Origin of the sequence: Streptomyces sp. NPDC085900 (assembly GCF_044540925.1) — a bacterium.
Taxonomy (GTDB): domain Bacteria; phylum Actinomycetota; class Actinomycetes; order Streptomycetales; family Streptomycetaceae; genus Streptomyces; species Streptomyces gilvifuscus.
Map to the genome: position 1 here is coordinate 24,499 of NZ_JBITSP010000009.1, position 22,654 is coordinate 47,152.

At 72.6% G+C, this 22,654-nt stretch carries 19 protein-coding genes and 1 pseudogene; 5 read left to right on the forward strand and 15 right to left on the reverse strand.

Annotated elements, in window-relative coordinates; translation table 11 throughout:
* Positions 1-68: 68 nt before the first annotated feature.
* Together ACIGDI_RS28530 and ACIGDI_RS28535 are read left to right on the forward strand one after the other, a co-directional pair.
* Positions 69-701 (forward strand): annotated as a pseudogene (locus tag ACIGDI_RS28530) (FAD-dependent oxidoreductase); the annotation flags it as partial.
* A gap of 234 nt (positions 702-935) precedes the next feature.
* Positions 936-2,186 (forward strand): M14 family zinc carboxypeptidase, encoded by a 1,251-nt coding sequence (locus ACIGDI_RS28535; protein WP_399902338.1) that lies wholly within the window; start codon positions 936-938, stop codon positions 2,184-2,186.
* Between the two features lie 92 nt (positions 2,187-2,278).
* Here the strand turns inward: ACIGDI_RS28535 and ACIGDI_RS28540 are convergent, their stop codons facing one another.
* From ACIGDI_RS28540 to ACIGDI_RS28550, 3 genes are all read right to left on the reverse strand, one after another.
* Positions 2,279-2,701 (reverse strand): SSI family serine proteinase inhibitor, encoded by a 423-nt coding sequence (locus ACIGDI_RS28540; protein ID WP_399902341.1) that lies wholly within the window; start codon positions 2,699-2,701, stop codon positions 2,279-2,281.
* Positions 2,698-4,062, reverse strand: coding sequence for a M14 family zinc carboxypeptidase (locus tag ACIGDI_RS28545; RefSeq protein WP_399902344.1), 1,365 nt, complete (start codon positions 4,060-4,062; stop codon positions 2,698-2,700). The genes ACIGDI_RS28540 and ACIGDI_RS28545 overlap by 4 nt, the downstream gene beginning before the upstream one ends.
* Before the next feature lie 161 nt (positions 4,063-4,223).
* Complete coding sequence (locus ACIGDI_RS28550) at positions 4,224-4,775, reverse strand: DUF1707 and FHA domain-containing protein (RefSeq protein ID WP_200703647.1); 552 nt, start codon at positions 4,773-4,775, stop codon at positions 4,224-4,226.
* Between the two features lie 173 nt (positions 4,776-4,948).
* Here ACIGDI_RS28550 and treZ point away from each other — a divergent pair, with 173 nt between their 5' ends.
* Positions 4,949-6,694 carry a malto-oligosyltrehalose trehalohydrolase gene (gene treZ, locus ACIGDI_RS28555; RefSeq protein WP_399902348.1) on the forward strand — a complete coding sequence of 582 codons (1,746 nt, stop codon included), beginning with the start codon at positions 4,949-4,951 and terminating at the stop codon, positions 6,692-6,694.
* A 41-nt stretch (positions 6,695-6,735) separates the two neighbouring features.
* On the opposite strand, the gene ACIGDI_RS28560 is transcribed toward treZ, so the two are convergent.
* From ACIGDI_RS28560 to ACIGDI_RS28570, 3 genes are all read right to left on the reverse strand, one after another.
* Positions 6,736-7,677 carry a phosphotransferase family protein gene (locus ACIGDI_RS28560; RefSeq protein ID WP_399902351.1) on the reverse strand — a complete coding sequence of 314 codons (942 nt, stop codon included), beginning with the start codon at positions 7,675-7,677 and terminating at the stop codon, positions 6,736-6,738.
* A 46-nt stretch (positions 7,678-7,723) separates the two neighbouring features.
* Entirely contained in the window at positions 7,724-8,851 is a 1,128-nt protein-coding gene (locus tag ACIGDI_RS28565; RefSeq protein WP_399902354.1) for a M24 family metallopeptidase, read from the reverse strand.
* A 117-nt stretch (positions 8,852-8,968) separates the two neighbouring features.
* A complete protein-coding gene (locus tag ACIGDI_RS28570) occupies positions 8,969-9,595 on the reverse strand; it encodes a LysE family translocator (protein WP_399902357.1) in 627 nt (208 codons plus the stop codon).
* 136 nt (positions 9,596-9,731) lie between these two features.
* On the opposite strand from ACIGDI_RS28570, the gene ACIGDI_RS28575 reads away from it, so the two are divergent.
* Positions 9,732-10,487: a metallophosphoesterase gene (locus ACIGDI_RS28575; protein WP_399902360.1), complete on the forward strand. Its 756-nt coding sequence runs from the start codon at positions 9,732-9,734 to the stop codon at positions 10,485-10,487.
* On the opposite strand, the gene ACIGDI_RS28580 is transcribed toward ACIGDI_RS28575, so the two are convergent.
* From ACIGDI_RS28580 to ACIGDI_RS28610, 7 genes are all read right to left on the reverse strand, one after another.
* Positions 10,480-11,064: a PDZ domain-containing protein gene (locus ACIGDI_RS28580; protein ID WP_399902363.1), complete on the reverse strand. Its 585-nt coding sequence runs from the start codon at positions 11,062-11,064 to the stop codon at positions 10,480-10,482. The genes ACIGDI_RS28575 and ACIGDI_RS28580 overlap by 8 nt on opposite strands.
* A 203-nt stretch (positions 11,065-11,267) precedes the next feature.
* On the reverse strand, positions 11,268-13,142 hold the full coding sequence (gene phsA / locus ACIGDI_RS28585; RefSeq protein WP_399902366.1) for an O-aminophenol oxidase PhsA: 1,875 nt from the start codon (positions 13,140-13,142) through the stop codon (positions 11,268-11,270).
* Between the two features lie 119 nt (positions 13,143-13,261).
* Complete coding sequence (gene cyc2 / locus ACIGDI_RS28590; protein WP_399902369.1) at positions 13,262-15,418, reverse strand: germacradienol/geosmin synthase Cyc2; 2,157 nt, start codon at positions 15,416-15,418, stop codon at positions 13,262-13,264.
* Positions 15,419-15,558: 140 nt separating this feature from the next.
* A complete protein-coding gene (locus tag ACIGDI_RS28595; protein ID WP_399902372.1) occupies positions 15,559-16,311 on the reverse strand; it encodes an ABC transporter ATP-binding protein in 753 nt (250 codons plus the stop codon).
* Positions 16,308-17,120, reverse strand: coding sequence for an ABC transporter permease (locus ACIGDI_RS28600; protein ID WP_399902375.1), 813 nt, complete (start codon positions 17,118-17,120; stop codon positions 16,308-16,310). The genes ACIGDI_RS28595 and ACIGDI_RS28600 overlap by 4 nt, the downstream gene beginning before the upstream one ends.
* Positions 17,117-17,923, reverse strand: a complete 807-nt coding sequence (locus tag ACIGDI_RS28605; RefSeq protein WP_399902378.1) for an ABC transporter permease — start codon at positions 17,921-17,923, stop codon at positions 17,117-17,119. The genes ACIGDI_RS28600 and ACIGDI_RS28605 overlap by 4 nt, the downstream gene beginning before the upstream one ends.
* 6 nt (positions 17,924-17,929) lie before the next feature.
* Entirely contained in the window at positions 17,930-18,922 is a 993-nt protein-coding gene (locus ACIGDI_RS28610) for an ABC transporter substrate-binding protein (protein WP_399902381.1), read from the reverse strand.
* 190 nt (positions 18,923-19,112) lie between these two features.
* Here ACIGDI_RS28610 and ACIGDI_RS28615 point away from each other — a divergent pair, with 190 nt between their 5' ends.
* Positions 19,113-20,375 (forward strand): cytochrome P450, encoded by a 1,263-nt coding sequence (locus tag ACIGDI_RS28615; RefSeq protein WP_399902383.1) that lies wholly within the window; start codon positions 19,113-19,115, stop codon positions 20,373-20,375.
* Positions 20,376-20,378: 3 nt separating this feature from the next.
* On the opposite strand, the gene ACIGDI_RS28620 is transcribed toward ACIGDI_RS28615, so the two are convergent.
* Together ACIGDI_RS28620 and ACIGDI_RS28625 are read right to left on the reverse strand one after the other, a co-directional pair.
* Positions 20,379-21,548 (reverse strand): damage-control phosphatase ARMT1 family protein, encoded by a 1,170-nt coding sequence (locus ACIGDI_RS28620; protein ID WP_399902386.1) that lies wholly within the window; start codon positions 21,546-21,548, stop codon positions 20,379-20,381.
* Between the two features lie 63 nt (positions 21,549-21,611).
* Entirely contained in the window at positions 21,612-22,259 is a 648-nt protein-coding gene (locus ACIGDI_RS28625; RefSeq protein WP_142143446.1) for a ScbR family autoregulator-binding transcription factor, read from the reverse strand.
* Between the last annotated feature and the right edge of the window lie 395 nt (positions 22,260-22,654).

Consider the following 22,654-nt stretch of genomic DNA (forward strand, 5'->3'; position numbering starts at 1 on the left):
GCCACTGGGAGGTCGGAAGCTGAGAGCTGCGGGCCGGCCGCAGCGGTGGCAGGCGTGCGAGAGGCGGGGGCCTGGAGGCGCATCTCTCGCACGCCGGCGTGCGGGTCGTGCGGGGCAGCGCGCGTCTGACGGGCAAGCGCACGGTGCGCGTCGAGGGCGCGCGTGAAAATTCCGCGCCCCGCGCGCACGACCTCGCCGCGCGCCGCGGCATCGTCCTGGCGACGGGCTCGCGCCCGCGCACGCTCCCCGGGTTCGAGCCGGACGGCCGGCGCGTGGTGACAAGCGACGACGCGCTGTTCACGCCCGGGCTCCCGGCGTCCGTGCTGGTGCTCGGCGGCGGCGCGATCGACGTCGAGTACGCCTCGATCCACCGCTCCATGGGCGCGGAGGTCACGCTCGTGGAGGCCGCGCACCGGATCGTGCCGCTGGAGGACGCCGACGTGAGCCGTCACCTGAAGCGCGGCCTGAAGAACCGCGGCATCGACGTTCAGGCGGGTGCCCGGCTGCCGGACACCGAGCTGCTGGAGAACGGCGTACGCGCGCGCATGCGCACGGCCCGCGGCGAGACCCGCACGGTCGAGGTGGAGCGGCTGCTGGTGGCGGTGGGGCGGGCTCCGGTCACCGAGGGCCTGGACCTGGCCGGCGTGGAGTCCGTCCCTGTCGGCGTTCCTGACACTGGCCGGACGCGGACTGCACCAGCAATGAGCCGGGTCCCGCGCACCCCGCCGTACGAGCCTCACACCCAGCCGTACAAGCCCCGCGCTCCCGCCGTACGAGCCTCACACCCCCCGCCGTACGGCCCCCGCGGTGACGCCCCGTCGCGTCGGGCGGTGAATGCATCCGAGCGCCCCCTGGAGCCTCCCCGGGTGCCAGCTTGACAGTTCCCGGAGACCGTGGGGTACTGCGGATTGCGAGGCCGGGCGGATGTGTCGGGGGTGAGTCTCCTGCCGGTGCTGCGCTACCCCACCGTGACCCAACTCATCTCGTCCGCAAGTGCGTTGGCCGCTCATCGACCTACCCTGTGCGTGCTGAGGCAAGTGGGTTTCTCACGCGCGGGCAGGCCCCTGCATCTGCTGTCCGTGGGCCGTGCCCGGCGGGCCGTACTGGTCGTCGCCGGCGCCCACGCCAATGAGCCCACGGGCGGCCCCACCTTGCTCGCCCTGGCCGAACGAGTGCTGCGGGAGCGGGAGTTGCGCACCGACACCTCGTGGCACTTCCTGCTGTGCGCGGACCCCGACGGGGCGAGCCTGCACGTCACCCCGGCGCCGCACAGCCTGTTCGACTACCACCTGGGGTTCTTCCGGCCGGCGGCCGAGGAGCAGCCGGAGTGGGCGCCCTCGGTGCTGCCGCCGGACCGGTTGCCGCCCGAGACGCGGACGCTGACCCGGGTCATCGACGAGTTGCGCCCCTATCTGCAGGTGACGTTGCACGGGACGGACCTGGGCGGCACCTGGGTGCAGCTGACCAAGGACGTGCCGGGGCTCGCCGAGCCGTTCGCCAAGTCCGCGGCGGAGCTGCACATCCCGGTGGAGACGGGCGCCTCGGACGCGGCGGGCTGGGCGGCGTCCGGGCCCGGCGTGCATGTGATGCCCTCGCCCGGAGCGGGCGCCGCGTATCCGAGCATGCCGGACGACGCACGGCGCAGCACCTGGTACCGCACCCATCGCTACGGCGGTCTGACCGCGGTGGTGGAGGTGCCGATGTGGGCGAGCGACCTGGTGGACGATCCGGCGCCGCATCCCGCGCCCGCCGAGGCGATACGACGGCTGGCGAGCCGGCTGCTGCGGGACGGCCTGGAGGTGGAACGGGTCCTCGCCGACGCGCTGCCGCGCCTGGAGGGCGTCGACGGGCCGCTGCTGCGGGCCGCGAGATGGGCACTGGACCTGGTCCCGGGGCTGGCCGAGGACTGGATGCGCACGCCGCCCGCCGACGACACGATGGCGTACGTCGGCAGCGTGGACGCGTTCGGGCGGCGGCTGCCCCTGAGGGCGGCGGCGATGCTGCTGCGGGTCCTGCAGGAGACCGACGACCGTGCGGCGCCGCACATGGAGCGGCTCGTGGCGACGTGGAGCGATGCCTTCGCCGAACGTTTCCGCGCCCGCTGGGTCCCGCTGGAGCACCAGATCGAGCACCAGGCCCGCACGGTCGTGGCGGCGGCGCTGCACGCCCGCGACCGCACCGCCTGAGCCCCAGGGCCGCGAGACCGCGAGACCGCGGGTCACGCACGCGCGTGCCGTCAGCCCTCGGCGCTCGGCACTCAGCCCTCAGCCCTCAGCCCTCACCCACCGAACGCGAACACCGAGCCCGTGCGCGCCGACATCGCGCACCGGTTGGGGAAGGTCTGCGCGTACTCGATCTGCCGGCCGTCCCACATCCCGCGCGCGTGGACGGTCACCGGCGCGTAGACCATCGGGCAGAACACGTCCTTGGGCGGGAGTGCCGCGATGTCGCCGTCCGCCGCGGCCAGTTCCGCGCACGCCTCGGCGGCGAGCGTGTGCCCCTGGGGCGGGTCGCACATGAGGAGGGTGCCGCGCGTGTCGCTGGAGCGTGCGTCGCCCTTGGTGACCGTGAGGTAGAGGTAGTCGCCGGAGAGCGAGTGGGGCGGCGCGGCCGTCGCCTGCGCCGGGGCCGCGCCGGCCAGGAGGAGGACGGCCGTCAGCAGACCGCCCCGTACCGTTTTCGCTGTGGTGCTGATCGTCATTCCAGATGCATCGGCACGGCGGCCTGGGAACCCCAACCCGACTCACCCGAACGGGAGCACGCGGGCGCTTGCCCGACGGCGAGTTCGAAGGCGGCGAGCACCACCCGGGACTGGTACTCCACCTGGCGCGTGACCGGTATCCAGCGCGCGCCGCAGCCGTCGCGGTAGTCGACGCACCACTCGTCGATCAGGCGGTCCAGCTCCGGCAGCACGCCCGCCGGATCGCGTCCGGCGCTGGTGACGAGCTGGTGCAGCAGGCCGGCCGTGCGCAGGGCGAGCCGCCGTCCGGCGATGCGCAGGGCGGCCAGGTGGGCGGTGCTCATCGGCGGAAGCGGGCGCGCCCCGTCGGCGACGTCGGGGTCCCACGTGTCGGCGAGGCCGGGGCAGACCAGTAAATAGTCGTCCACCGGGGCGAGCAGACGGGCCGCGTCCGGCACGTCCGCGAGGTGGGGCCGGATCACCGCCAGGAGCCGCTCCAGGAACCGTGTGTCCTGGCGCAGCGTGTGGCTGACGGTGCGCAGCACACCGGCCGCGTCGGCGGGCGGGGAGCCGTCCTCGACGGCGGCGACGCCCCACATGGGCGCTTCGACGATGGCGGTCACCGTGCCGTACCGGTAGGGGTGGTACCAGGTCGACTCGACGGCGGCCTCGGTGATGGCGGCGGCCAGGTCGCCGATCCGGGGCGGCGGGATGCGGTAGACGGCGGGGCCCAGGCTGGGCCAGTACAGGGTGTCGTAGGGGCCGAGTTCGCGTGGGACGCGCAGGCGGGCGGCGGTGCCGGCGACGCGCTGGGCGAGGCCGGGCAGGTCGTGGGTGAGCTCGACGAACCCGCCGCCGACGTCGACGCCGTGCAGCGAGCACTGCAGGAAGGGCCGCAGTTCGTCCTGGAGGTGGAGCAGGGTGCGGGTCTCCGGCAGCGCGGCCCCCGCGGCACCGTCGGGCAGCCATTCGGGCTGTTCGTGGAAGCCGGGCCGGAAGAAGTTCCGGAAGTAGCGGCCGAGGGTGTACGGGCCCCGCAGCCAGCCCTCGTTCCGGCGCAGGCCGTCGGGGTCGAGGGAGAGCAGCAGGTTCCAGGTGGCGTCGGCGCCCTCGGTGTAGCGGGGGTCGGCGAGCGCGCGCTCGGCGAGGCGCAGGACCGTGGCGCCGCCGACGGGCTCGTTGGCGTGCGGGCCGGCGACGATCAGGGCCTGGCGGCTGCCGTGACCGATGGAAAGCAGCCACATGGGAGTGCCCGCGCGGGAGGTGCCCACGCGGCGCAGCCGCGCGCTGCGCGGGTGGCGGGCGACGAGTGCGGCCGCCCGGGCGCCGAGTTCGTCGACGGTCGGGTAGCGCTGGAGGGGCGGCAGGGCACACCTCCACAATGCGGTGCCGTCGGTTCACCTGACGTACATGGCGTACGCACAGTCAGTCACGAGTTGAGGGGTACGTCAACACCGCGGAGAGGAAGAGGATTTGAGCCATCACACCAGGTCAACCCGGTGTCATGCTCAGGCCAAAGCTAAGGTGCGGCTCACTCGTCCGCTCAGTCGACGGCGAGCCGGAAGGACATCCGTCCGAAGCCGACCTGGTCGCCCTCGCGGACGACGGCGGCGCCGATGACCCGCCGGCCGTTGACCGTCGTGCCGTTGGTGGAGCCCAGATCCCGCAGCACCCACATGCCGCCCTGCCGGCTGAGCTCGGCGTGCACCCGCGAGACCGTCTCGTGCGTCAGGCGCAGTCCGTTGGCCGGATCCCGGCCTATCCGCAGCGCATGGCCGCCCGCCGGGTGCGGCAGCAGCAGCTTGGGCAGGCGCTCGGCCTGCCATGCCCTGCGCAGCCGCACGGTGAAGCCGGAGACGGCCTCCACGGTGCCGAACACGAGGCGGGAGACGCGGCTCTCCTGGGGCAGGTCGGCGGTGAGGACGGCGAGCTCGTCCGGGCGGCGGGCCGCGAGGGCCAGCTCCATGCGGCGGATGAACGTGTCGTGCGACAGCCGTCCCATGGCGACGCCGTCACGTAGGACCTTCAGCGCCTTGTCGCGCTCCGCGTCCGAAAGCCGCGCGGGGTACGTGTTGAACTCGAAAGACGACGTCACGTTGGTGATTGTCGGTCAGTGAACCCCGGGTGTCCAGAAAACGAGAAAACGGCCGCCACGCGTGCGTGCGGGACGAGACCCGCCGTAAAAGAGGCCATTGGAAAGCGGATTGATCTCGTTTGAAGCACCATGGACGGGCTACATCACGGTGAGCAGACGAAGGGGAACCGTCCGTGCAGTTCGAGGTGTGGGCACCGCAGGCCGGCCGCGTGACGCTCCAGTGCGATGACGTCACGCGCGCGTTGGAACCCGATCCGGAACGGGAGGGCTGGTGGCTCGGCGAGGCGGAGGCGCGGGACGGCTCGCGGTACGGGTTCGCGCTGGACGACGGCCCCGTGCTGCCCGACCCGCGCTCGCGCAGGCAGCCGGACGGCCCGGACGGGCTGAGCGCCGTCGTCGACCACGGCCGGTACGACTGGCGCGCCGAGTGGGCCGGGCGTCCGCTGCCGGGTGCGGTGCTCTACGAGCTGCACGTGGGCACGTACACCCGTGAGGGCACCCTGGACGCGGCCGCCGAGCGGCTCGGGCACCTCGTGGAACTCGGCGTCACGCACGTCGAGTTGATGCCCCTGTGCCCCTTCCCCGGGCGGCACGGCTGGGGCTACGAGGGCGTGTCCCTGTGGGCCGTGCACGAGCCGTACGGCGGCCCGGAGGGGCTGAAACGGTTTGTCGACCGGGCGCACGAGCTGGGACTCGGGGTGGTCCTGGACGTCGTACACAACCATCTGGGGCCGTCGGGCAACTACCTGCCGGCGTTCGGGCCGTACTTCACGGACACGCACCAGACTCCGTGGGGCTCCGCGGTGAACCTGGACGCGCCGGGTTCGGACGAGGTCAGGGACTACCTGCTGCAGAGCGCGCTCGCGTGGCTGCGGGACTACCGGATCGACGGGCTGCGGCTCGACGCCGTGCACGCCCTGAAGGACACGCGCGCGTGCCACTTCCTGGAGGAGCTGTCGACGGCGGTGGACACCCTGTCCGCGGACCTGGGGCGGCCGCTGTTCCTCGTCGCGGAGTCCGACCTGAACGACCCGCGGCTCATCACGCCCCGCGAGGAGGGCGGCTACGGCCTGCAGGCGCAGTGGAACGACGACTTCCACCACTGCCTGCACACCGCGCTGACCGGTGAGTCCCAGGGCTACTACGCCGACTTCGCGCGCGCTCCCCTGGCCGCGATCGCCAGGACGCTGACCCGCGGCTACTTCCACGACGGCACGTACTCCAGCTTCCGCGGCCGCCACCACGGGCGTCCGCTCGACAGCACGCGCGTGGCCGCGCACCGGTTGCTGGGCTACAGCCAGACCCACGACCAGGTCGGCAACCGCGCCCAGGGCGACCGGCTGTCCGCGACGCTCTCCCCCGGCCTGCTGGCCTGCGCCGCCACGCTCACCCTCACCGCGCCCTTCACGCCGATGCTGTTCATGGGCGAGGAGTGGGCCGCGGGGACGCCCTGGCAGTTCTTCACCGACCACACCGATCCCGAACTCGCGGAGGCCGTACGGCGGGGCAGGCGGCGGGAGTTCGCGGCGCACGGCTGGGCCGAGGAGGACGTGCCCGACCCGCAGGACCCGGCGACCCGGGACCGGTCCTGCCTCGACTGGAGCGAGCCGGAGCGCGACCCGCACGCGCGCGTGCTCGCCTGGTACCGCCGGCTGATCGCCCTGCGGCACGAACAGGCCGACCTCACCGACCCCGACCTCGGCGACACCAAGGTGGCCTACGACGAGCGGGAACGCTGGCTGGCCTTCCGGCGCGGGGACGTACGCGTCGCCGTGAACCTCGCCAAGGGCCCCGCGGCGATCCCGCTCGGGCCGCGCCACGCGCGCGTACTGGCCGCGTGGGAACCGGTACAGCCACCGGGCGCCGACGGCGTACTGCACGTACCGGGCGAGTCCGCGGTGGTACTGCTGCAGGGGTGAGTCCGGGGGCGGGCGGTCTCACGGGGCGGGCCTGTCGGGCGCTACGGCTCCTCGCCCTTCTCCTCGTCCCTCAGTTCCGTCACCCGTTCCAGGAGGATGGCTTCCCAGGCGTGGCGGAGCTGGAGTTGCAGGAGCGGCGGTGGGGCGGTGCCGCGGGCGTCCAGGTGGCCGGCCAGGCGGATCACCGTGTCGCAGCGGGCCAGCCACAGGCCTCGCAGGCAGGGGCGGGCGCCGTAGCCGGCGAGAGTGGCGGCGCGGACGGCGGCCGGGGAGCCGACGGCGACGGCGAGACCGGCGATGTCCTCCGCGGGGTCGCCGACCGCCGCGGCGGTCCAGTCGAGGACGCCGCGGACCCGGCCGTCGGCGCTGACGACCAGGTGCTCGCCCCTCAGGCCGTGGTGGACGAGGACCGCGGTGCCGGGCTGCGCGGCGAGCTGGACGGCGGCCGGCGAGGTGAGCTGGTGCAGGCGTGCGGGATCGAACTCGTCGGCCGCGGCCAGCCGCACGGCGGCCCGCTCCGCGGCCCTGCGCAGCGCCTCCAGGGAGCGCGGGGCGGCACGCGGGACGCCGAGTGCCTCGGCCTGCCGGACGGGCACCTCGCGCAGCCCGGTGAGCAGTCCCGCCAGGTCGGCCTCGCCGACGGCCGACACGTCGTGCTTCTCGGCGGTGCCGCCGGGCACCTTGGTGTCGAGCGTGTACGTCAGCCCGGGCGCCCACTCGCCGTGCGCGACGCTGGTCGGCACGGCGAGCGGGAGGTGCGGGCGCACGACGTCCCGCAGGCGCAGTTCGCGGCGCAGGCGCAGCGCGGCGTCGCGGTCGGGGGCGAGGCGCAGGACGTGGCGGGTGCCGACCCACCAGGTGCAGTGCCCACCGCCCTCGGCGACCGGCCGCACCTCGGGCCCGGCGGTGCCCGTGCCGTCCTTGAGCAGGGAACTCACCAGTCGGCGGACGGTGTCCGCGGTGGGTGTCGGTGCCTGGGTCATGGTCGCGCCGTTGTCACTCGGGGGTGTACGGGGGCTCATGGATCGCTCAGTCCACTATGACCATCTCGCGGTCGGTGTCGTTGAGGCGGCGGCCGCCGTTCGCGGTGACCGTCACGATGTCCTCGATGCGTACGCCGAAGCGGCCGGGCAGGTAGACGCCGGGTTCCACCGAGAAGCACATGCCGGGCACGAGGGGCTGCAGTTCGCCCTCGATCATGTACGGCGGCTCGTGCGTGGTGACGCCGATGCCGTGCCCGGTGCGGTGGATGAAGTACTCGCCGTACCCGGCGTCCTCGATGACCGCGCGGGCGGCACGGTCGACCTCCTGGCAGGCGGCCCCGGGCCGGACCGCCCGGAAGCCGGCCTCCTGGGCCTCGCGCACCAGGTCGTGCACCTTGCGTTCCTCGGCGGTGGGCTCGCCGACGTGCACGGTGCGGGAGGTGTCGGAGCCGTACCCGTCCTTGAGGCCGCCGAAGTCGAGGACGACCATGTCGCCGCGTTCGATGACGCGGTCGCCGACCTCGTGGTGCGGATTGGCGCCGTTCGGTCCCGAGGCGACGATGGTGAAGTCGACCTGGGAGTGGCCGAACCGCCGCAGCAGCTCGGCGAGATCGGCGCCGACCTCGGACTCCCTGCGGCCGGCGAAGGGAACTTTCCGGATCTCCTCGAACGTCGCGTCGGCAGCCGCGCCCGCGGCTGCCATCAGTTCCAGTTCCGCCTCGTCCTTGACGGCCCGCAGCATCGGCAGTGCCTCCGTGAGCGAGGCGTACGTGGTGCCGGGCAGCGCCCGCTGGAGGCCGAGCAGGTGCATCGCCCAGGCGTTGTCGCTGATGCCGAAGCGCCCGTCGACGTCGAGGAGGGCGGCGGTGGCGGCGTAGGGGTCCTTGCCGTCGGTCCAGTCCCGCAGGCTCAGGGCCGAGGCGCCGGCCGCCTTCGCCGCGTCCGGGGCCTCCAGGGTGGGGACGACCAGGACGGGGGCGCGTCCGGGGGCCAGGACCAGGAGGGTGAGCCGTTCGGTGGCCGCGGGAGGCGCGTAGCCGGTCAGCCACACCAGGTCCGGTCCCGGGGCCACGAGGAGCCCGGCGAGCCCCGCGTCGGCCGCCGCCCGCGCGGCGCGGTCCATGCGGGCCCGGTAGTCGTCGGCGGTGAAGGGCGCGAGCGTGCTGCCGGTCATCCGGGCCTCCCTGGTCGGGTGAAGGGACCACAAGGGACTACGGGCAGCATCCTGCCCGCACACCGGGGGCGGCGCGACCGGTCTGCGGATCTTTCGACCGTCTCGTCGCTCACGGCGTCAGCCCTCCAGGGCGAGCCGGACGCCGAGGAGCAGCAGCACGCCCCCGGAGACCTGCTCCAGGCGCCTGCGCGCCCCGGCACGGGACAGCACGCCGCGCAGGCGGCCCACGAACCACACGTACAGGCCGTAGTAGCCGACCTCGTAGACCGCCCAGAGCGCGGCGAGGCCGATCATGGCGGGCAGGTGCGGGGCGCCCGTGGGCACGAACTGCGGCAGGAAGGACATGGCGAAGACGGCGGCCTTGGGGTTGGCGAGGTTGAGCAGCAGCCCGCCGCGGTAGGCGGCCCAGCCGGTCCTGCCGCGGCTTTCACGGAAGTCCTCGACCTCCTCGCCGTCTCCGCTGCGCCGGGCCCGCCGCAGCGCCTGGACGCCGAAGACGACCAGCACGAACGCGCCGGCGAAGCGCATCACGCCGTAGGCCACCTCGGAGGCCGCGAGCAGCGCGGTCAGCCCGAGGGCGGCGACGACGCCCCAGAGGAAGACCCCGGTCTCGTTGCCGAGGACGGTCAGGAAGCCCGAGCGCCGGCTGCGCAGCGACTGTTTGACGATCAGCACCGTGCTGGGCCCGGGCGAGGCGGCGATGAGCGTGCACGCGCCGAGGAAGGCGAGGAGGGTGCTCAGCATGAGGGCCATCGTGGCCCGGGGCGGAGGCCGGGACCAACGCTTTTCCCGCACCTAACGTCAAGCACCTCGCCAACCATTAGCAACTAATGCTTAGATGCTCACAGACCATTAGGCAGCTCTTGGGAGGCATACGACCGTGCTCGTACTCGCGCACATCAGCGATCTGCATCTCGACGGAAGCCCGCGGGCGACGGAGCGCGCCGAGCGGGTGCGGGACCGGCTGTGGGGGCTGCCGGGGCGGGTGGACGCGCTGCTGGTGACCGGCGACATCGCCGACCACGGGACGGAGGCGGAGTACGAGGAGGCGGCCCGCATCCTGGGGCTGCGCGACGGCGAGGCGCCGTTCCCGGTGCTGACCTGCCCCGGCAACCACGACGTCCGGGCGCCGTACCGCAAGGCCCTGCTGGGGCGTCCGGCGGCGGACGGGCCGGTCAACAGCGCCCACGTCTTCGACGACGGAGCGGTGCTGATGTGCGACTCCAGCATCCCGGGGCGGGACGAGGGGGCGCTGGACGAGGAGACGTACGACTGGATCGAGACGACCCTTGAGGAGCTCGACGGGAGCCTGCCCGTGCTGCTCGCCTTCCACCACCCGCCGGCCGTCCTGCACCACCCCCTGCCCGACGCCGGCCGGCTGGCCGGGCCGGACCGGCTGGCCGCGCTGCTGAAGCGGCGGCCGGAGATCGCGGGGCTGATCACCGGGCACGCGCACACGGGCGCCGCGAGCGTCTTCGCCGGGCGGCCGCTGGTCGTCGGCCCCGGAGTGACATGGACGCTGCGGCTGCCGTGGGAGGGCGAGGGGGCGGCCGACCGGGACGCCCCGGTCGGACTCGCCTATCACGTGCTCGACGACACCGGGCGCCTGACCACGCACTTCCGGGCGGTCACGTGACGACGCCGGGTACGGCGGTCAACTGCTGGTAGCCACCGCTGCGGTGACGGATCGTCAGGGTCACCCGGGCGCCGGGGCGGGCGTGGGCGACGGCGCGGGCGAGGTCGGCCGCCGAGTCGATGCGGGTCCGGTCGAGGGCGAGGAGGACGTCGCCGCGGACCAGGCCGGCCGTGTACCCGGGACCGGGGACATGAACGCCGACGACCAGGGCGCCGACCTTCTCCGCGTCGACGGCCTCCAGCCCGAGGGTCGCCGCCGCGGGCGCGGGGGACGCGGTCGCCGGTGCGGGCCTCGGCGAGGGCGCGGGGTGGACCGCGCCGGCCGGGCCGCCCGGGATGCGCGCCTGACGTTGCAGGTCGGCGAGTCTGCCCATGCCGATCGCCGTGACGCCGACGGCGCCGAGGCCGACCCCGGACAGCACCAGGAGGGTTCCGGTGAACAGCGCGAACAGCGCGGTCCTGAGCCGTCGGCCCCTCCGTCGCGCGGCGTGCGGCCGGCGCGCGGGCGCCCCGGGCGCGGGGCCGCCGCCGGGGTCCTGGCCGGGCATCGGCTTCGGACGCAACGCAGTCTGTTCCATGTCTCGCCTCCGGCAGGAGCCCTACCCTGCGCCCCGGCGCACGACGAGCCACGAACGAGTGAGACTGCCCGCCGCCCGCAGGCGGAAGGCCGACCCGAGACCCGAGGCCGACGGGAGATCGGCGGCGACCGCCGGGGGCCGGCGCTCGCGCCCGCACCCGATGGTCCGGGCGCCGGCGCGAGCCGCCGTGGAGCGCGTGGGCGTCAGCCCGTGTGACCCTCGCCGTGGCCGCCGTGCGCCCCGCCGTGGTCGAACCTCATCGCCTCCTCGGGCATGACGACGAAGGGCCGCATCATGCCCATGTCCTCGTGTTCGAGGAGGTGGCAGTGGTACATGAACCGGCCGTACGCGCCGTCGAACCTCCCCATGACGCGCAGGATCTGACCGCCCGGCACCCGGAACACGTCCTTGTGGCCGAGTTCGTTGGGTGCCAGCGGCAGCCGGACCGCCGGGTCGAAGGCGATCGGCGTGCGCGTGCCGCCCACCGCCGGGTCGAAGCCCGAGACGTCGTAGGCGTCACGGCCCAGCAGCTGGAAGTCGGCCAGGTGGATGTGCATCGGGTGGACGATCGGCGCGAGGTTCAGGAAGCTCCACTGCTCGTAGGAGCCCTCGGCGATGGTGAAGCCAAGGCCGTCGTTGAACGTCCGGGAGTTGCGTCGGTACGTCTTCGTCGTGCCGTCGGCGCCGGTGAGCTGGATGACGCCGTCCGAGGGGATCTGTATGTCACCGGGGTCGTCGACCTCGGTCATCTCCCAGATCTCCGGGTGCCCGCCGGAGCCCTTGGTGCCGGGCACGGTCAGCACGATCAGGCGGTGGCCGTGCGGGATGTCGTGCGTGAGGCGGCGGAAGGAACCGGAGAGCACCTCGGGCAGTTCGAAGGTGTCCGGGCAGCCGTCCTCGCCCACGCGGAACTCCATCACCGCCGGGTAGCGCACGTCACCCGCCGGGTCGGGCACGCCGGGCGGCTGGTTGCGTCCCTTGTTGACCAGGCGCAGCCTCCGGCCGGCGAGGCCGCGGAAGTCGACCAGGAGGTCGAAGCGCTCGGCCGGCGCCACGGTCAGCGTCGGCAGCGCGCCGTCGAAGTCGACCGGCACCGGCCGGGGCAGCAGTCCGCCGTCGCTGCCGATCTGGTGGACGACGCCCGGCACCGGGTTGCCGTCCTCGTCGACCAGGGCGAGTTCGTAGATGCGCGCGTTGGACGCGTTGACGAGCCGGAAGCGGTACCAGGCGGCGTCCACGTCGGCGTACGGCCAGATGCGGCCGTTGACCGTCGTGTACGGGCCGGTGAACGGGATGGAGACCGGCTTGCCGGTCTCCGGGTTCCGCTGCTGGACGATCACCGTCTTGTGCAGCAGCCTGCCGTTGAGCCGGCCGTCCTCGTCGGTGTCGAGGTTGCGGTCGGCGAGCAGCAGCGGTATCTCTCGCTGCCCGGAGGGGAGTTGCAGGGCGTCCTCCTCGTCGTCACGGACGAGGTAGGTGCCGTACAGGCCCGTGTGCACGTTCCACCGGGTGATGTTCATGGCGTGGTCGTGGTACCACCACTGCACCGCCTGGTGGTCGTTCGGGTACTCCGACAGCTGGGCGTCGCCGGATCCGACGGCGTTGTCCGCCCAGCCGTCGTTGCCGCCGCCCGTCTGCGCTCCGTGCAGGTGTGTCACCGTCCACGCGGGCAGGGCGGCGACGTCCTTGTTCGGCTCCGCTCCCTCGCGGCCCGGCTCGGTGCTGGGCGGCGGGGTGCCGGGCGTGCGGGCGGGCACCTCCACCGAGGTGACCGGGTACTCGCTGCCCTTGGGAACCCGGTTGGTCCAGGCGATGCGCACGCGCTGCCCGCGCCGGACCTCGATGGTCGGACCCGGCACGTGTCCGTCGTAGCCCCACATCAGGGTCGGCGGAAGCTGCGGGTGCAGGCGGACCCAGGTGGGGCGCACCGCGATCTCGGTCTCGCGCAGCACGTCACCGGTGCCGGGCCGCAGGACGGGCGGGACCGGCAACGGCGTGACGTACGGCACCAGTTCGTCCGGAGCCGGTGCCGCTTCCCCCGCGCCGTCGCCGGCGATCCTCTCGATGATGTCGGTCAAGGTCGAACACCCCCGTGTGTTCTGTGGTCTTGTCCTCTCACCTCACTGGACTCGTGGCGCCTCGGCAAAGTTCCCGGAATACCGCATTCCGCGCGAAATGTCGGAAAACTCTCGGTGCTTCAGTGAACGGGTACGGCAGCCGGCAGGTCCGGCAGGAAGCCGTGGGTGCGGCGGGCCAGGTAGTCGGGCTTGTAACGGTCGACCTCGCGATGCCAGTTGAGGATGCCCGACAGCCAGTTCTGCAGGTCCGTCACATAACCCCGCATGATCTCCCGCGCCTCGTCGGACAGGGCGAAGTCGTCGTAGACGACGGGGAGTTCGTTCGCAGCGACGTGCTCGAACTGCTCCATGCGCCGGGTCATCAGGTCGTGGACGACGCGCAGGGCGGCCGGGTAGTCGATGCCGAAGAAGTTCTGCACCACCAGGATCGCGTTGTGGATCTCGCCCTCGTACTCGATCTCCTTCTGGTACGAGAAGACGTCGTTGACCAGGCAGGCGTAGTCGACGGCGGCGTTCTCCAGGGAGCGGACCGGACCGCTGCGGTAGACCTCGGGCGGGACGGCGGGGCCGTGCCCCATGCGGCACAGGCTCATGGTCAGGTCCGCGCCGAAGGTGGCGCGGCGCATCTCCAGGTAGTCGACCGGGTCGGGGATGCGGTTCTGCAGCTGGTTGGACAGCTCCCACACCCAGCTCTCGGTCATCACGTCCACGGCGTCCTTCAGGATGCGCCGCTGGTCCGGGGTCATCAGCGCCGTCGTATGCGCCCACAGGTCGGTCAGGCCGCGTTCCATGGCGTTGACCGGGGCGAGGGCCTGTTCGCCGTCCAGGGGCATGCACTGCGACAGGCGCCGCGTCGTGAGGCGGGCGGCGGCCAGGTCGCGCCGGTGGCCGAAGACGAGCGGGTAGTAGTCGTCCCCGTAGGTGCCCCAGGCGAGCCACCGGGCACTGAGGTCGAGGGCTTCGGGTGTCGCGTCGGGGTCGAGGCCGGCCGAGCAGAGCGGGAGGTCGTAGGCGGCCAGCTTGTCCTCGTCCCACACGCCCTCGTGGAGGATGCCCATGGTGTGCGCCCAGGCCGCGAGACGGGTGCGGGCGCCGTCCAGGTGCGGGCTCAGCTCCACCTGGAAGGGCATGTGGAAGTCGGGCAGCAGCGAGGGGCCGACCCTCTGGTACGGCACGTGCGTGTACGCGCGCAGCCGCTCGGCGCCGGCCGACGCGAGCAGGGCGCCGACGTCGGCCGCGGAGGTGCCGGGGCCGGTCGGACCGTGCCAGGGACCGGTGGCACGCGCGCGGGCGTTCATGTAGCGGCTGGAGCGCATGTGCCACTCGTGGCCGCCGGACTGCCAGTCCTGCAGGCCCTGCGTGTACTTCGCGACGGCCGCGACCTCGGCCGCGGTCAGGCCCCGGTCCAGGGCGAGCGCCGGCACCTCGGTGAGCGCGGTGTGCTCGAACTGGTGGAGGCGTGAGGTCAGCACGTCGTTGACGGTGTCGGCGGCTTCCTGGGTGGTGCAGCCGAAGAAGGTCTCCAGGACGAGGACGCCGTTGCTGTTCTCTCCCTCGTCCTCGACCTCGCGCTGGTAGGAGAACAGGTCGTTGCGCAGGTGGACGGCGTCGGAGAACGTCTCCATCAGCACCCTGAGCGGCCTCGATCCGGCGACGGACGCGGGCACTTCGGCCGTCGCGTACTCCACCAGCCCCGCCGACCAGGGCGCGCCGCCCACCTTGCGGCGCATCTCGATGTACTCGACGGGGTTGGCGATCCGTCCCTCGTTGATGTTGGACAGTTCCCACAGGGACTCGTTGAGCAGGTGCTCGGTGGCCACGGCGAAGCGGCGGCGCCAATCGGCGGACATCGACGGCACCGTGCGCGCCCACAGGTCGGCGAGCCCGGCCTCGACCGGGTTCCGCGGCTCGGGTACGGCGGTGGCGAGGTCGAGCGGCATGAAGAGCGGGAGCCGGTCCAGATAGGCCTTGCCGCCGGCCCGGTCCTGGGTGCGCTTGAAGGTCTCCAGGAAGTGGTCGTCGAAGAAGAAGACCCACACGTACCAGTCGGTGATCAGCGACAGCGCGGGGCCGTCGCAGTCGGGATGGGTGTAGGCGCAGAGCAGTCCGTAGTCGTGCGCGTCGAGGTCCGACTGCTCCCAGATCCCGGATCCCTCCAGCATGCCCATCTCGCGCGCCCACTCGGTCGAGTGGGCCCGCGCCTCGTCGACGTGCGGGTTCAGCCGCGCGGGATACGGCATGTAGAAGTGCGGGAGTTCGAAGGGCTGGTGCGTCATGGCCGGGCCCTACCCGTGGCCCCGCGGCGGCATCCGCGCAGCGGGACATGATCACACCATCGCGTGAACCGGGGCCGATCCGGGAGCGTCCGCGGGGACTTGGGGCGTTCACGCTTCGGACGGGTCCGGCCGGCGTGTTCTCAGGCGCCCCGTACGGCCCGCCCCACCCGCGACCTGAGCGCGACGAACTCCGGCAGGCCGCGGGTGCCGATCTGGTCGCGCTTGCCGGGGAGTTCGACGGGGAGGTCGAGGACGACGCGGGCGCCGGGGCCCGCGGACAGGACGACGACGCGGTCGCCGACGTAGACGCTCTCGTCGATGTCGTGGGTGACGAGGAGGATGGTGGTGTTCTCGGTGCGGTGCACTTCCAGGAGGAGGTCTTCGAGGTCCTCGCGGGTCTGCGCGTCCAGGGAGCCGAAGGGTTCGTCCATGAGCAGCAGCGAGGGGCGGCAGACCAGGGCGCGGGCGATGGCGACGCGCTGCTGCATGCCGCCGGACAGCTGCCAGGGGTGCCGGCGGCCCGCGCCGTCGAGGCCGACGCGTTCCAGGATGCGCTCGGCCTCGGCCCGCCGCTCGGCACGCGCCAGTCCGCGGCGGCGCAGCGGAAGGGCGACGTTGTCGCGGACGGTGAGCCAGGGGAAGAGGGAGCGGCCGTAGTCCTGGAAGACGACGGCGAGGTGGTCGGGCACGCCGGTGACGGGCGTGCCGTCGAGGGTGACCGTGCCCTCGTGGGCGGGCCGCAGCCCCGCGACGGTGCGCAGGAGTGTGGACTTGCCGCATCCCGACGGGCCGACGACGCACAGGAGTTGACCGTCGGGGACGGTGAGGGTGACGTCGTGCAGGACGGGGTGGTCGCCGTAGCGCTGGCCGAGGGCGTCGAGGCGGAGGGTCATGCCGTCGTCCTTCCCCGTCCGAGCAGCCGCCGCTCGACCGCGAGCAGGGCGGTGTTGAGGACGTAGCCGAGGACGCCGAGCAGGAGCAGGGCCGCCCAGACGGTGAGCAGGTCGGAGCGGGACTGGGCGTCGGTGAGGGTGAAGCCGATGCCGTCGGCGGTGCCGGGGAGGAGTTCGGAGAAGACCATGAGGATCAGCGAGAGGGAGAGGCTGAGGCGGAGACCGGCGAAGATGCGGGGCAGGGCCGACGGGAGGAGCAGGAGGCGGAGCCGTTCGAACGGGCCGAGGCGGAGGACGGCGGCGACGTCCAGCCGGAGCGGGTCGGTGTTGCGCACCCCTTCCGCCGTGTTGATCAGCACCGGCCATACGGCGCTGAAGGCGATCGCCGTGATCTGCATGGGGGTGCCGAAGTCCAGGACCACGACGAAGACGGGCACCAGGGCCGGCGGTGGCACGGCGCGGGCGAACTGCAGCACCGGGTTGCACAGCGCGTACGCCCACCGGGACCGCCCGACCGCCACGCCGAGGCCGATTCCGCAGGCGGCGGCGATCCCGAATCCGGCCGCCATCCGCCCCAGGCTCGGCAGGACGTTCCCCACGGCCGCGTCGGTGAGGAAAGCGTGCCGGACGGGACCGGAGAACCACAGGTCGTGGGCGCGGCGCGCGATACAGCTCGGGGGCGGGAAGTAGACGCTGCCGCGGGCTCGCGCGGCCGACTGCCAGACGGCGAGGGTGAGAAGGAGGACCAGGAGCCGCAGGAGGAGGGCGCGGCCGGACGTGGACGACGTACGCCCCTTCCCTCCGTTCACGCTCCCACCTCCCGGGCGGTCGTCGCCTGCCGTTCCGGTGTCCAGGGGAACAGCCGGTGTTCGCCCCACACCAGCACGCCGTTGACGGCGAGCCCCAGGGTGCCGGCCCAGACCACGCCCGCGAGGACGTCGCGGGTTCCGTCGGTGGCCAGTCCGGCCTGGGCGATGAAGATGCCGAGGCCCTCGCCGAAGCCGGAGAGGAGTTCGGTGGCGACGGCGAGGATGAGGGCGACGGCGGCGGAGATACGGACGCCGGCGGCGATGAAGGGGGCCGTGCCGGGGAGTTCGACGCGCAGCAGGACCGAGAGCCGGCCGAAGCCGAATGCGCGCAGGGTGTCCTTGGTGAGCGGGTCGGTCTCACCGAGGCCATAGATCGTGTTGAACAGGACCGGCCAGACGGAGGCATAAGCGATCAGGGCGACCTCGGTCTCGGTGCCGGTGCCCAGCAGCAGGGACACCAGGGGGATCAGTGCGACCGACGGAAGCGGCCGCAGGAACTCGACGATCACGCGTACGGCGGAGTCGACGACCGGCAGACTGCCGAGCAGCAGCCCGAGCGGTACGGCGATCGCGACGGCGAGCCCGAGCCCGAGCGCCCACGCACGCAGGGTGGCACCGACGCCGTTCAGGAAGGACCGGTCGCCCGCCAACTCGACCGCCCGGACAATGACTTCGGAGGCAGGCGGGAGGTAGCTCCGCCGCACGAGGCCGACTCGCCCGACGACCTCGCAGATCCCGAAGGCGATCAGCACTCCGGCCGGACCCAGCCACGGCTCCCGACGCCGTCCCGCCCGCCCGTTCACCTCGCGTCACTTCACCAGCAGCGTCGCCGGGTCGAGGTCCTTCTGCAACAGCCCCTGTTTCCGCATCAGTTCGGTGAGCCGGCGCAGCTGGGCCGCATCCGCGGTCGCGGGGTAGGACGGCAGGCGGATGTTCTTGGCCTGCTCCGCGGTCACCTTGGTGTACTCGGGGAGTTCGGCCCGTACCGCCGAGGGGTCGGTGGCGGCGATCTTCGAGGCGGCCTCGATGGCCCGCCGGAACGCGGCCGCGGCCTTGGCGTGGCCGGTGGCGAACTTCCGTGTGGTGACGTAGCCGCTGATGGGCAGCGACCGTACCGGCGCCGTCGCCCCGTCCAGCAGCACCCTCGCCTTCAACTGCCCCTGTATCGCGCTGTCGAAGGGTTCCACGGCGTGGACGGCGTCGACCTGGTTCCGCTCCAGCGCCGGGCCCATCTGCGGGAAGGCGATCTGCCGGTACTCGGGCCGGCCGACACCCTGCCGGTCGAGGATCGCATTGAGGGTGAGGGACTGGATGTTGTTGAGGATGTTGACGGCGACCTTCTTGCCCGCGAGGTCGGCGACGCTCTTGACGCCGGAGTCCCGGGGCACGAGGACGTCCATCATGTGCGGCGCCGTACGAACGCCCTCGGCGAGGATCCGCAGGTCGAGGGTGCCCTTCTCGTGGGCCTGCAGGAACGTCACATAGTTCGCGCTCGCGATCACGTCGACCTGCCCCTTGGACAGGGCGGGCAGCGCCTGGATGCTCTGCTGGACGGGCTGGATCCGGACGCTCAGCCCCTCCTTCTTGAACAGCCCGCGGTCCCGGGCGAGATAGAGCGCCGCCGAGTCGGTCAACGGCAGTGCGGCGACCTTGATTTCGGTCAGTCCGCCGCTGCCGGTGGAGCCGGAGCCGCCGCCGTCGCCGCAGCCCGCAAGGAGCAGGGCCAGAGCGGCCACGACGGCCGCCGACCCCCGGATTCCCGCCACCCCGGACCGGCGCCCCGCGCGCACCAGACTTCCCACCCGCAATCGATGTAACGCCATGCGGGCATGCCTATCAGGGATCTGTCATGATCACCACAGATCGATCGGTGGAACCGCGGCTATTCGAAGAGGATGGAAGCATTCCCCACCGCGATCCGCCCGTCGCACCCCGCGGCCCCTTGGTTTCCGGTGCCTTGCCGCACCTCGGCCGTCACGTCACCGTGGTCCCATGAGCGCACGTGAGGCCCCGCCCGTTCCGGACGTCTTCGATCCCCGGCAGTACGCCGTCGAGGTCCCGTACGGCGCCTATCGCGTCCTGCGCGATCACCACCCCGTGGCCCGGCAGGCGGAGTCGGAGGTGCTGGGCTGGCCGGCCGGGCCCGGATTCTGGGCGGTGACCCGGCACGCGGACGTGGTGCGGGTGCTGAAGGACTCGGCGACGTACTCCTCGTACCTGGGGGCGACGCAGATCCGCGACCCCGATCCCGACGACCTGCCCTTCATCCGGCGCATGATGCTCAACCAGGACCCGCCGGGCCACGGCAGGCTGAGGCGCCTGGTGAGCCGTGCCTTCACCCCCGGCCGGGTCGACCGCTTCACGGCCGTCGCCCGGGAGCGGGCCCGCACCCTGCTCGCCGACGCACTGCGGGCGGCCCGCGCGGGCGACGGCACGGTCGATCTGGTCACCGCCGTGACCGACGAGTACGCCCTCCTCAACCTCGCCGACCTGCTCGGCGTCCCGGCGGCAGACCGCGGACTGCTGCTGCACTGGACCCAGCGGATCATCGGCTACCAGGACCCTGACGAGGCGGGGCCGCCCCTGCTGGACGCGGCGGGCAGGCCGGTGAACCCGCGCTCCCCCGCGGCCCTGCGGGACATGTTCGACTACGCCCAGCGGCTGGCCGCGCACAAGCGCCGCCACCCCGCCGACGACGTGCTGACCACCCTCGCCCACGATCCCGAACTGGCCGACGCGGAGCTGGAGATGTTCTTCTTCCTGCTCACCGTCGCGGGCAACGACACGGTCCGCAGCGCGGCACCGGGCGGACTGCTGGCCCTGGCCGAACACCCGGAGGCGTACGAGGGCCTTCGCGCCGGGAAGTTCGAACTCGCCCCCGCCGTCGATGAGTTGCTTCGTTGGCATCCACCCGTGCTCACCTTCCGCCGTACCGCCGCCCAGGACACGGAGCTGGCCGGCCGGCGCATCCGCGCCGGGGACAAGGTGGTGGTCTTCCACGCCTCCGCCAACCGCGACGAACGGGTCTTCACCTCCCCCGACCTCCTCGACCTCGCCCGCACACCCAACCCGCACGTCTCCTTCGGCGACGGCCCGCACGTCTGCCTCGGCGCGCACTTCGCCCGACTGCAGCTGCGGGTGCTGTACGAGGAGGTCCTGCGGGAGCTTCCGGTCCTGCGGACGGCGGGACCGGCCCGGCGGCTGACCTCCAACTTCATCAACGGCATCAAGTCGCTCCCGGTGAGCACGACTTGACGCCTATGCGCGCACCTGGACCAGCGCGTGCGTCCCGCTGGTCCGCCACCGCTGCCCCTCCGCCGCCACCAACCCGGCCACCGTGTCGGCGTCGAGGCCGGTGATCACGTCGGACTTCAGTGTGCGCAGGGCGGCCACCGGCCCCGGGAAATAGTCGGTGACCTCGGCGAACGGGGTCGTCGGCGGCCACCGGCGATCACCCACCAGACGCCGGTAGTTGAGGTCGCCCTTGACCACGGTCAGCGCGGCACCGGCGAGTTCCCGGCGCAGGTCCTCCGGCATGTCGGCGTACGGCAGCGGAGCGCAGGAGAAGGGGTGGGCGCGGACGGTGAGGCGGCCGTCGGTCATCGCCGACCAGAGCGTACGGCCGTACGCGGCCGCCGCACCCGGCGCGTCGGCCAGCCGCCGGACCGCGTCGAGGACGTCCGCCGGGGTGGCGTCGGAGACGTAGTAGGGGTAGGGCTTCACGTGCAGCACCGCCCGCTCCACGCGTCCGCCGTCGAGGAGGTGGGCGATCAGCAGCAGGTCGGGGACCAGTTCGCGGCCCGCGTTGTCGGCGATCAGGACCAGCGTGCCACTGCCGGAGGGCGGGAGCAGGGACCACAGGACGTCGCTGTCGTCGGCCACCAGTCCGGGGACGGCCGCCGCGGTGCCGGCGCCGGCGTCGGAGAGCCGGAAGCCGAGGTCGGCGCGGTTGCCCCAGAGGGAGCCGTGGAGCAGGGCCTGGCCCGTGTCCCGCGTGGACAGGCCGTCCAGGGCGGCGAGTTCCTCGTCCGTCTCCGGGGCGTCGAGTTCGGCGAGCTTGAAGGGGCGGAACGGATCGATGCCCTGCCCGGGGCCCGGCTCGAAGTAGCCGACGGCATCGAGGAGTTGGCGGTAGAAGTAGCTCTCCGACCACAGCCACGGCACGTCGTACCAGGAACGGCCCGCATAGTCGGCGAGGCCCCAGGACTCCCAGCGATCCCGGTCACTCGCGGTCGCCGGGAGCGGTTCGATCACGCCCTTGGTGCAACTGTCGAGGAGCGCCTCGAGCGCGCGATGCGTCGCGGGGCCGTACGGGAAGGCTTCGCGCACCTGCCGGATGATCGCGGGATGGCGCTCGGCGAGGACGCTGCGCGGGAAGGAACCCGGCTCGTTGCCGAGGATCACGGGCGCGGACGGGGCGTGGGGCATGCGGCTCACCGTATCGCGCGGCCCGGACGACCCCGGGCTCCCGCCGCAGACGCGCGGCGAGGGTCAGACGGTTCTCGGTTCGCGCTCCAGGCGCGCGGCGAGGCTCAGGTAGCGGGCGCGGCGGGTGACCGGGACCAGGCCGCGGATCATGACCTGCCACATCTCCGCGACCCGGCGGGGCTGGCGGGCGACGGGTTCGAGGGTGCGGCCCACGACGCGGGTGCCGACGAACCAGCTGACCAGGGCGTGCGCGGTGGCCTCGATATCGATGTCGGGGTGGATGTCGGACTCCTTGACAGCGCCGTGGAGTTTGCGGGAGGCCAGATCGCGCCATTCGGTGAAGGGATGGGCGAGCGGCGGGCGCACCTCGACCGGACCGGTCGCGAGACGGAGTCCGGCCCTCTGTATCGGACCCTCGACGGACATGCGGGAGATGCCGAACGTGATGCGCATCAGGGTCTCCAGGGAGGAGTAGCCCCGGCTCTCCACCTCGTTCGCCACCTCGCGCGAGGCCTTGGACTGGAGCTCCATGATGGCGTGGGCCAGGTCCTCCTTCGCCGCGAAGTGGAAGTACAGCGCGCCCTTGGTGACTTGGGCGTGCTCGACGATGTCGCTCAGGCTGGTCGATTCGTAACCGCGACGGTCGAACAGTTCTGCTGCGGCTGTGATGATCGTCGCGCGGGTCTGCTCGGCGCGTAACTGCCTCGCCATCGACTGAACTCTCCTGGGACCGGAATCGAACACTCCTGGGAAAGACTTGAACCCTCCCGGGACTGGAAAGAACGGGGCATGCCGTTTGTTTCTTACTCCCCGTACACGATATCTCACCGTGCGACGGCACGGACGGTGCCCTTTCAGGACCGTCGACTCACCTTAGCTGCCGTGGAGTTGGCCCACCGCGCCGCCTCGGGCGGCTCCCGACGACACGTGTAACCCTGCGCTTCGCAAACCGGTGGGCCGCCAGGGTCTGTTGAGGCATTCCCAGCGGGGACCCCGCGAAAACGGATGAGGACCCGAGGGCGGCACACCGGCGCGGGCGGCCGGGAGAGTACAGGGCGACCGGTTGGTTTTCAGAGAGTCGAGGAGCACGCGCCCCCGACGCCACG

Coding starts and splice junctions, on each gene's coding strand:
- ACIGDI_RS28565 (WP_399902354.1), bottom strand. CDS start 8,851: ATGACCGGCAGCACGCTCGCGCCCTTCACCGCCGACGACTACCGGGCC.
- ACIGDI_RS28560 (WP_399902351.1), bottom strand. CDS start 7,677: ATGACCCAGGCACCGACACCCACCGCGGACACCGTCCGCCGACTGGTG.
- ACIGDI_RS28595 (WP_399902372.1), bottom strand. CDS start 16,311: ATGACCCTCCGCCTCGACGCCCTCGGCCAGCGCTACGGCGACCACCCC.
- cyc2 (WP_399902369.1), bottom strand. CDS start 15,418: ATGACGCACCAGCCCTTCGAACTCCCGCACTTCTACATGCCGTATCCC.
- ACIGDI_RS28625 (WP_142143446.1), bottom strand. CDS start 22,259: ATGGCGAGGCAGTTACGCGCCGAGCAGACCCGCGCGACGATCATCACA.
- ACIGDI_RS28615 (WP_399902383.1), top strand. CDS start 19,113: ATGAGCGCACGTGAGGCCCCGCCCGTTCCGGACGTCTTCGATCCCCGG.
- ACIGDI_RS28570 (WP_399902357.1), bottom strand. CDS start 9,595: ATGCTGAGCACCCTCCTCGCCTTCCTCGGCGCGTGCACGCTCATCGCC.
- ACIGDI_RS28580 (WP_399902363.1), bottom strand. CDS start 11,064: ATGGAACAGACTGCGTTGCGTCCGAAGCCGATGCCCGGCCAGGACCCC.
- ACIGDI_RS28620 (WP_399902386.1), bottom strand. CDS start 21,548: ATGCCCCACGCCCCGTCCGCGCCCGTGATCCTCGGCAACGAGCCGGGT.
- ACIGDI_RS28540 (WP_399902341.1), bottom strand. CDS start 2,701: ATGACGATCAGCACCACAGCGAAAACGGTACGGGGCGGTCTGCTGACG.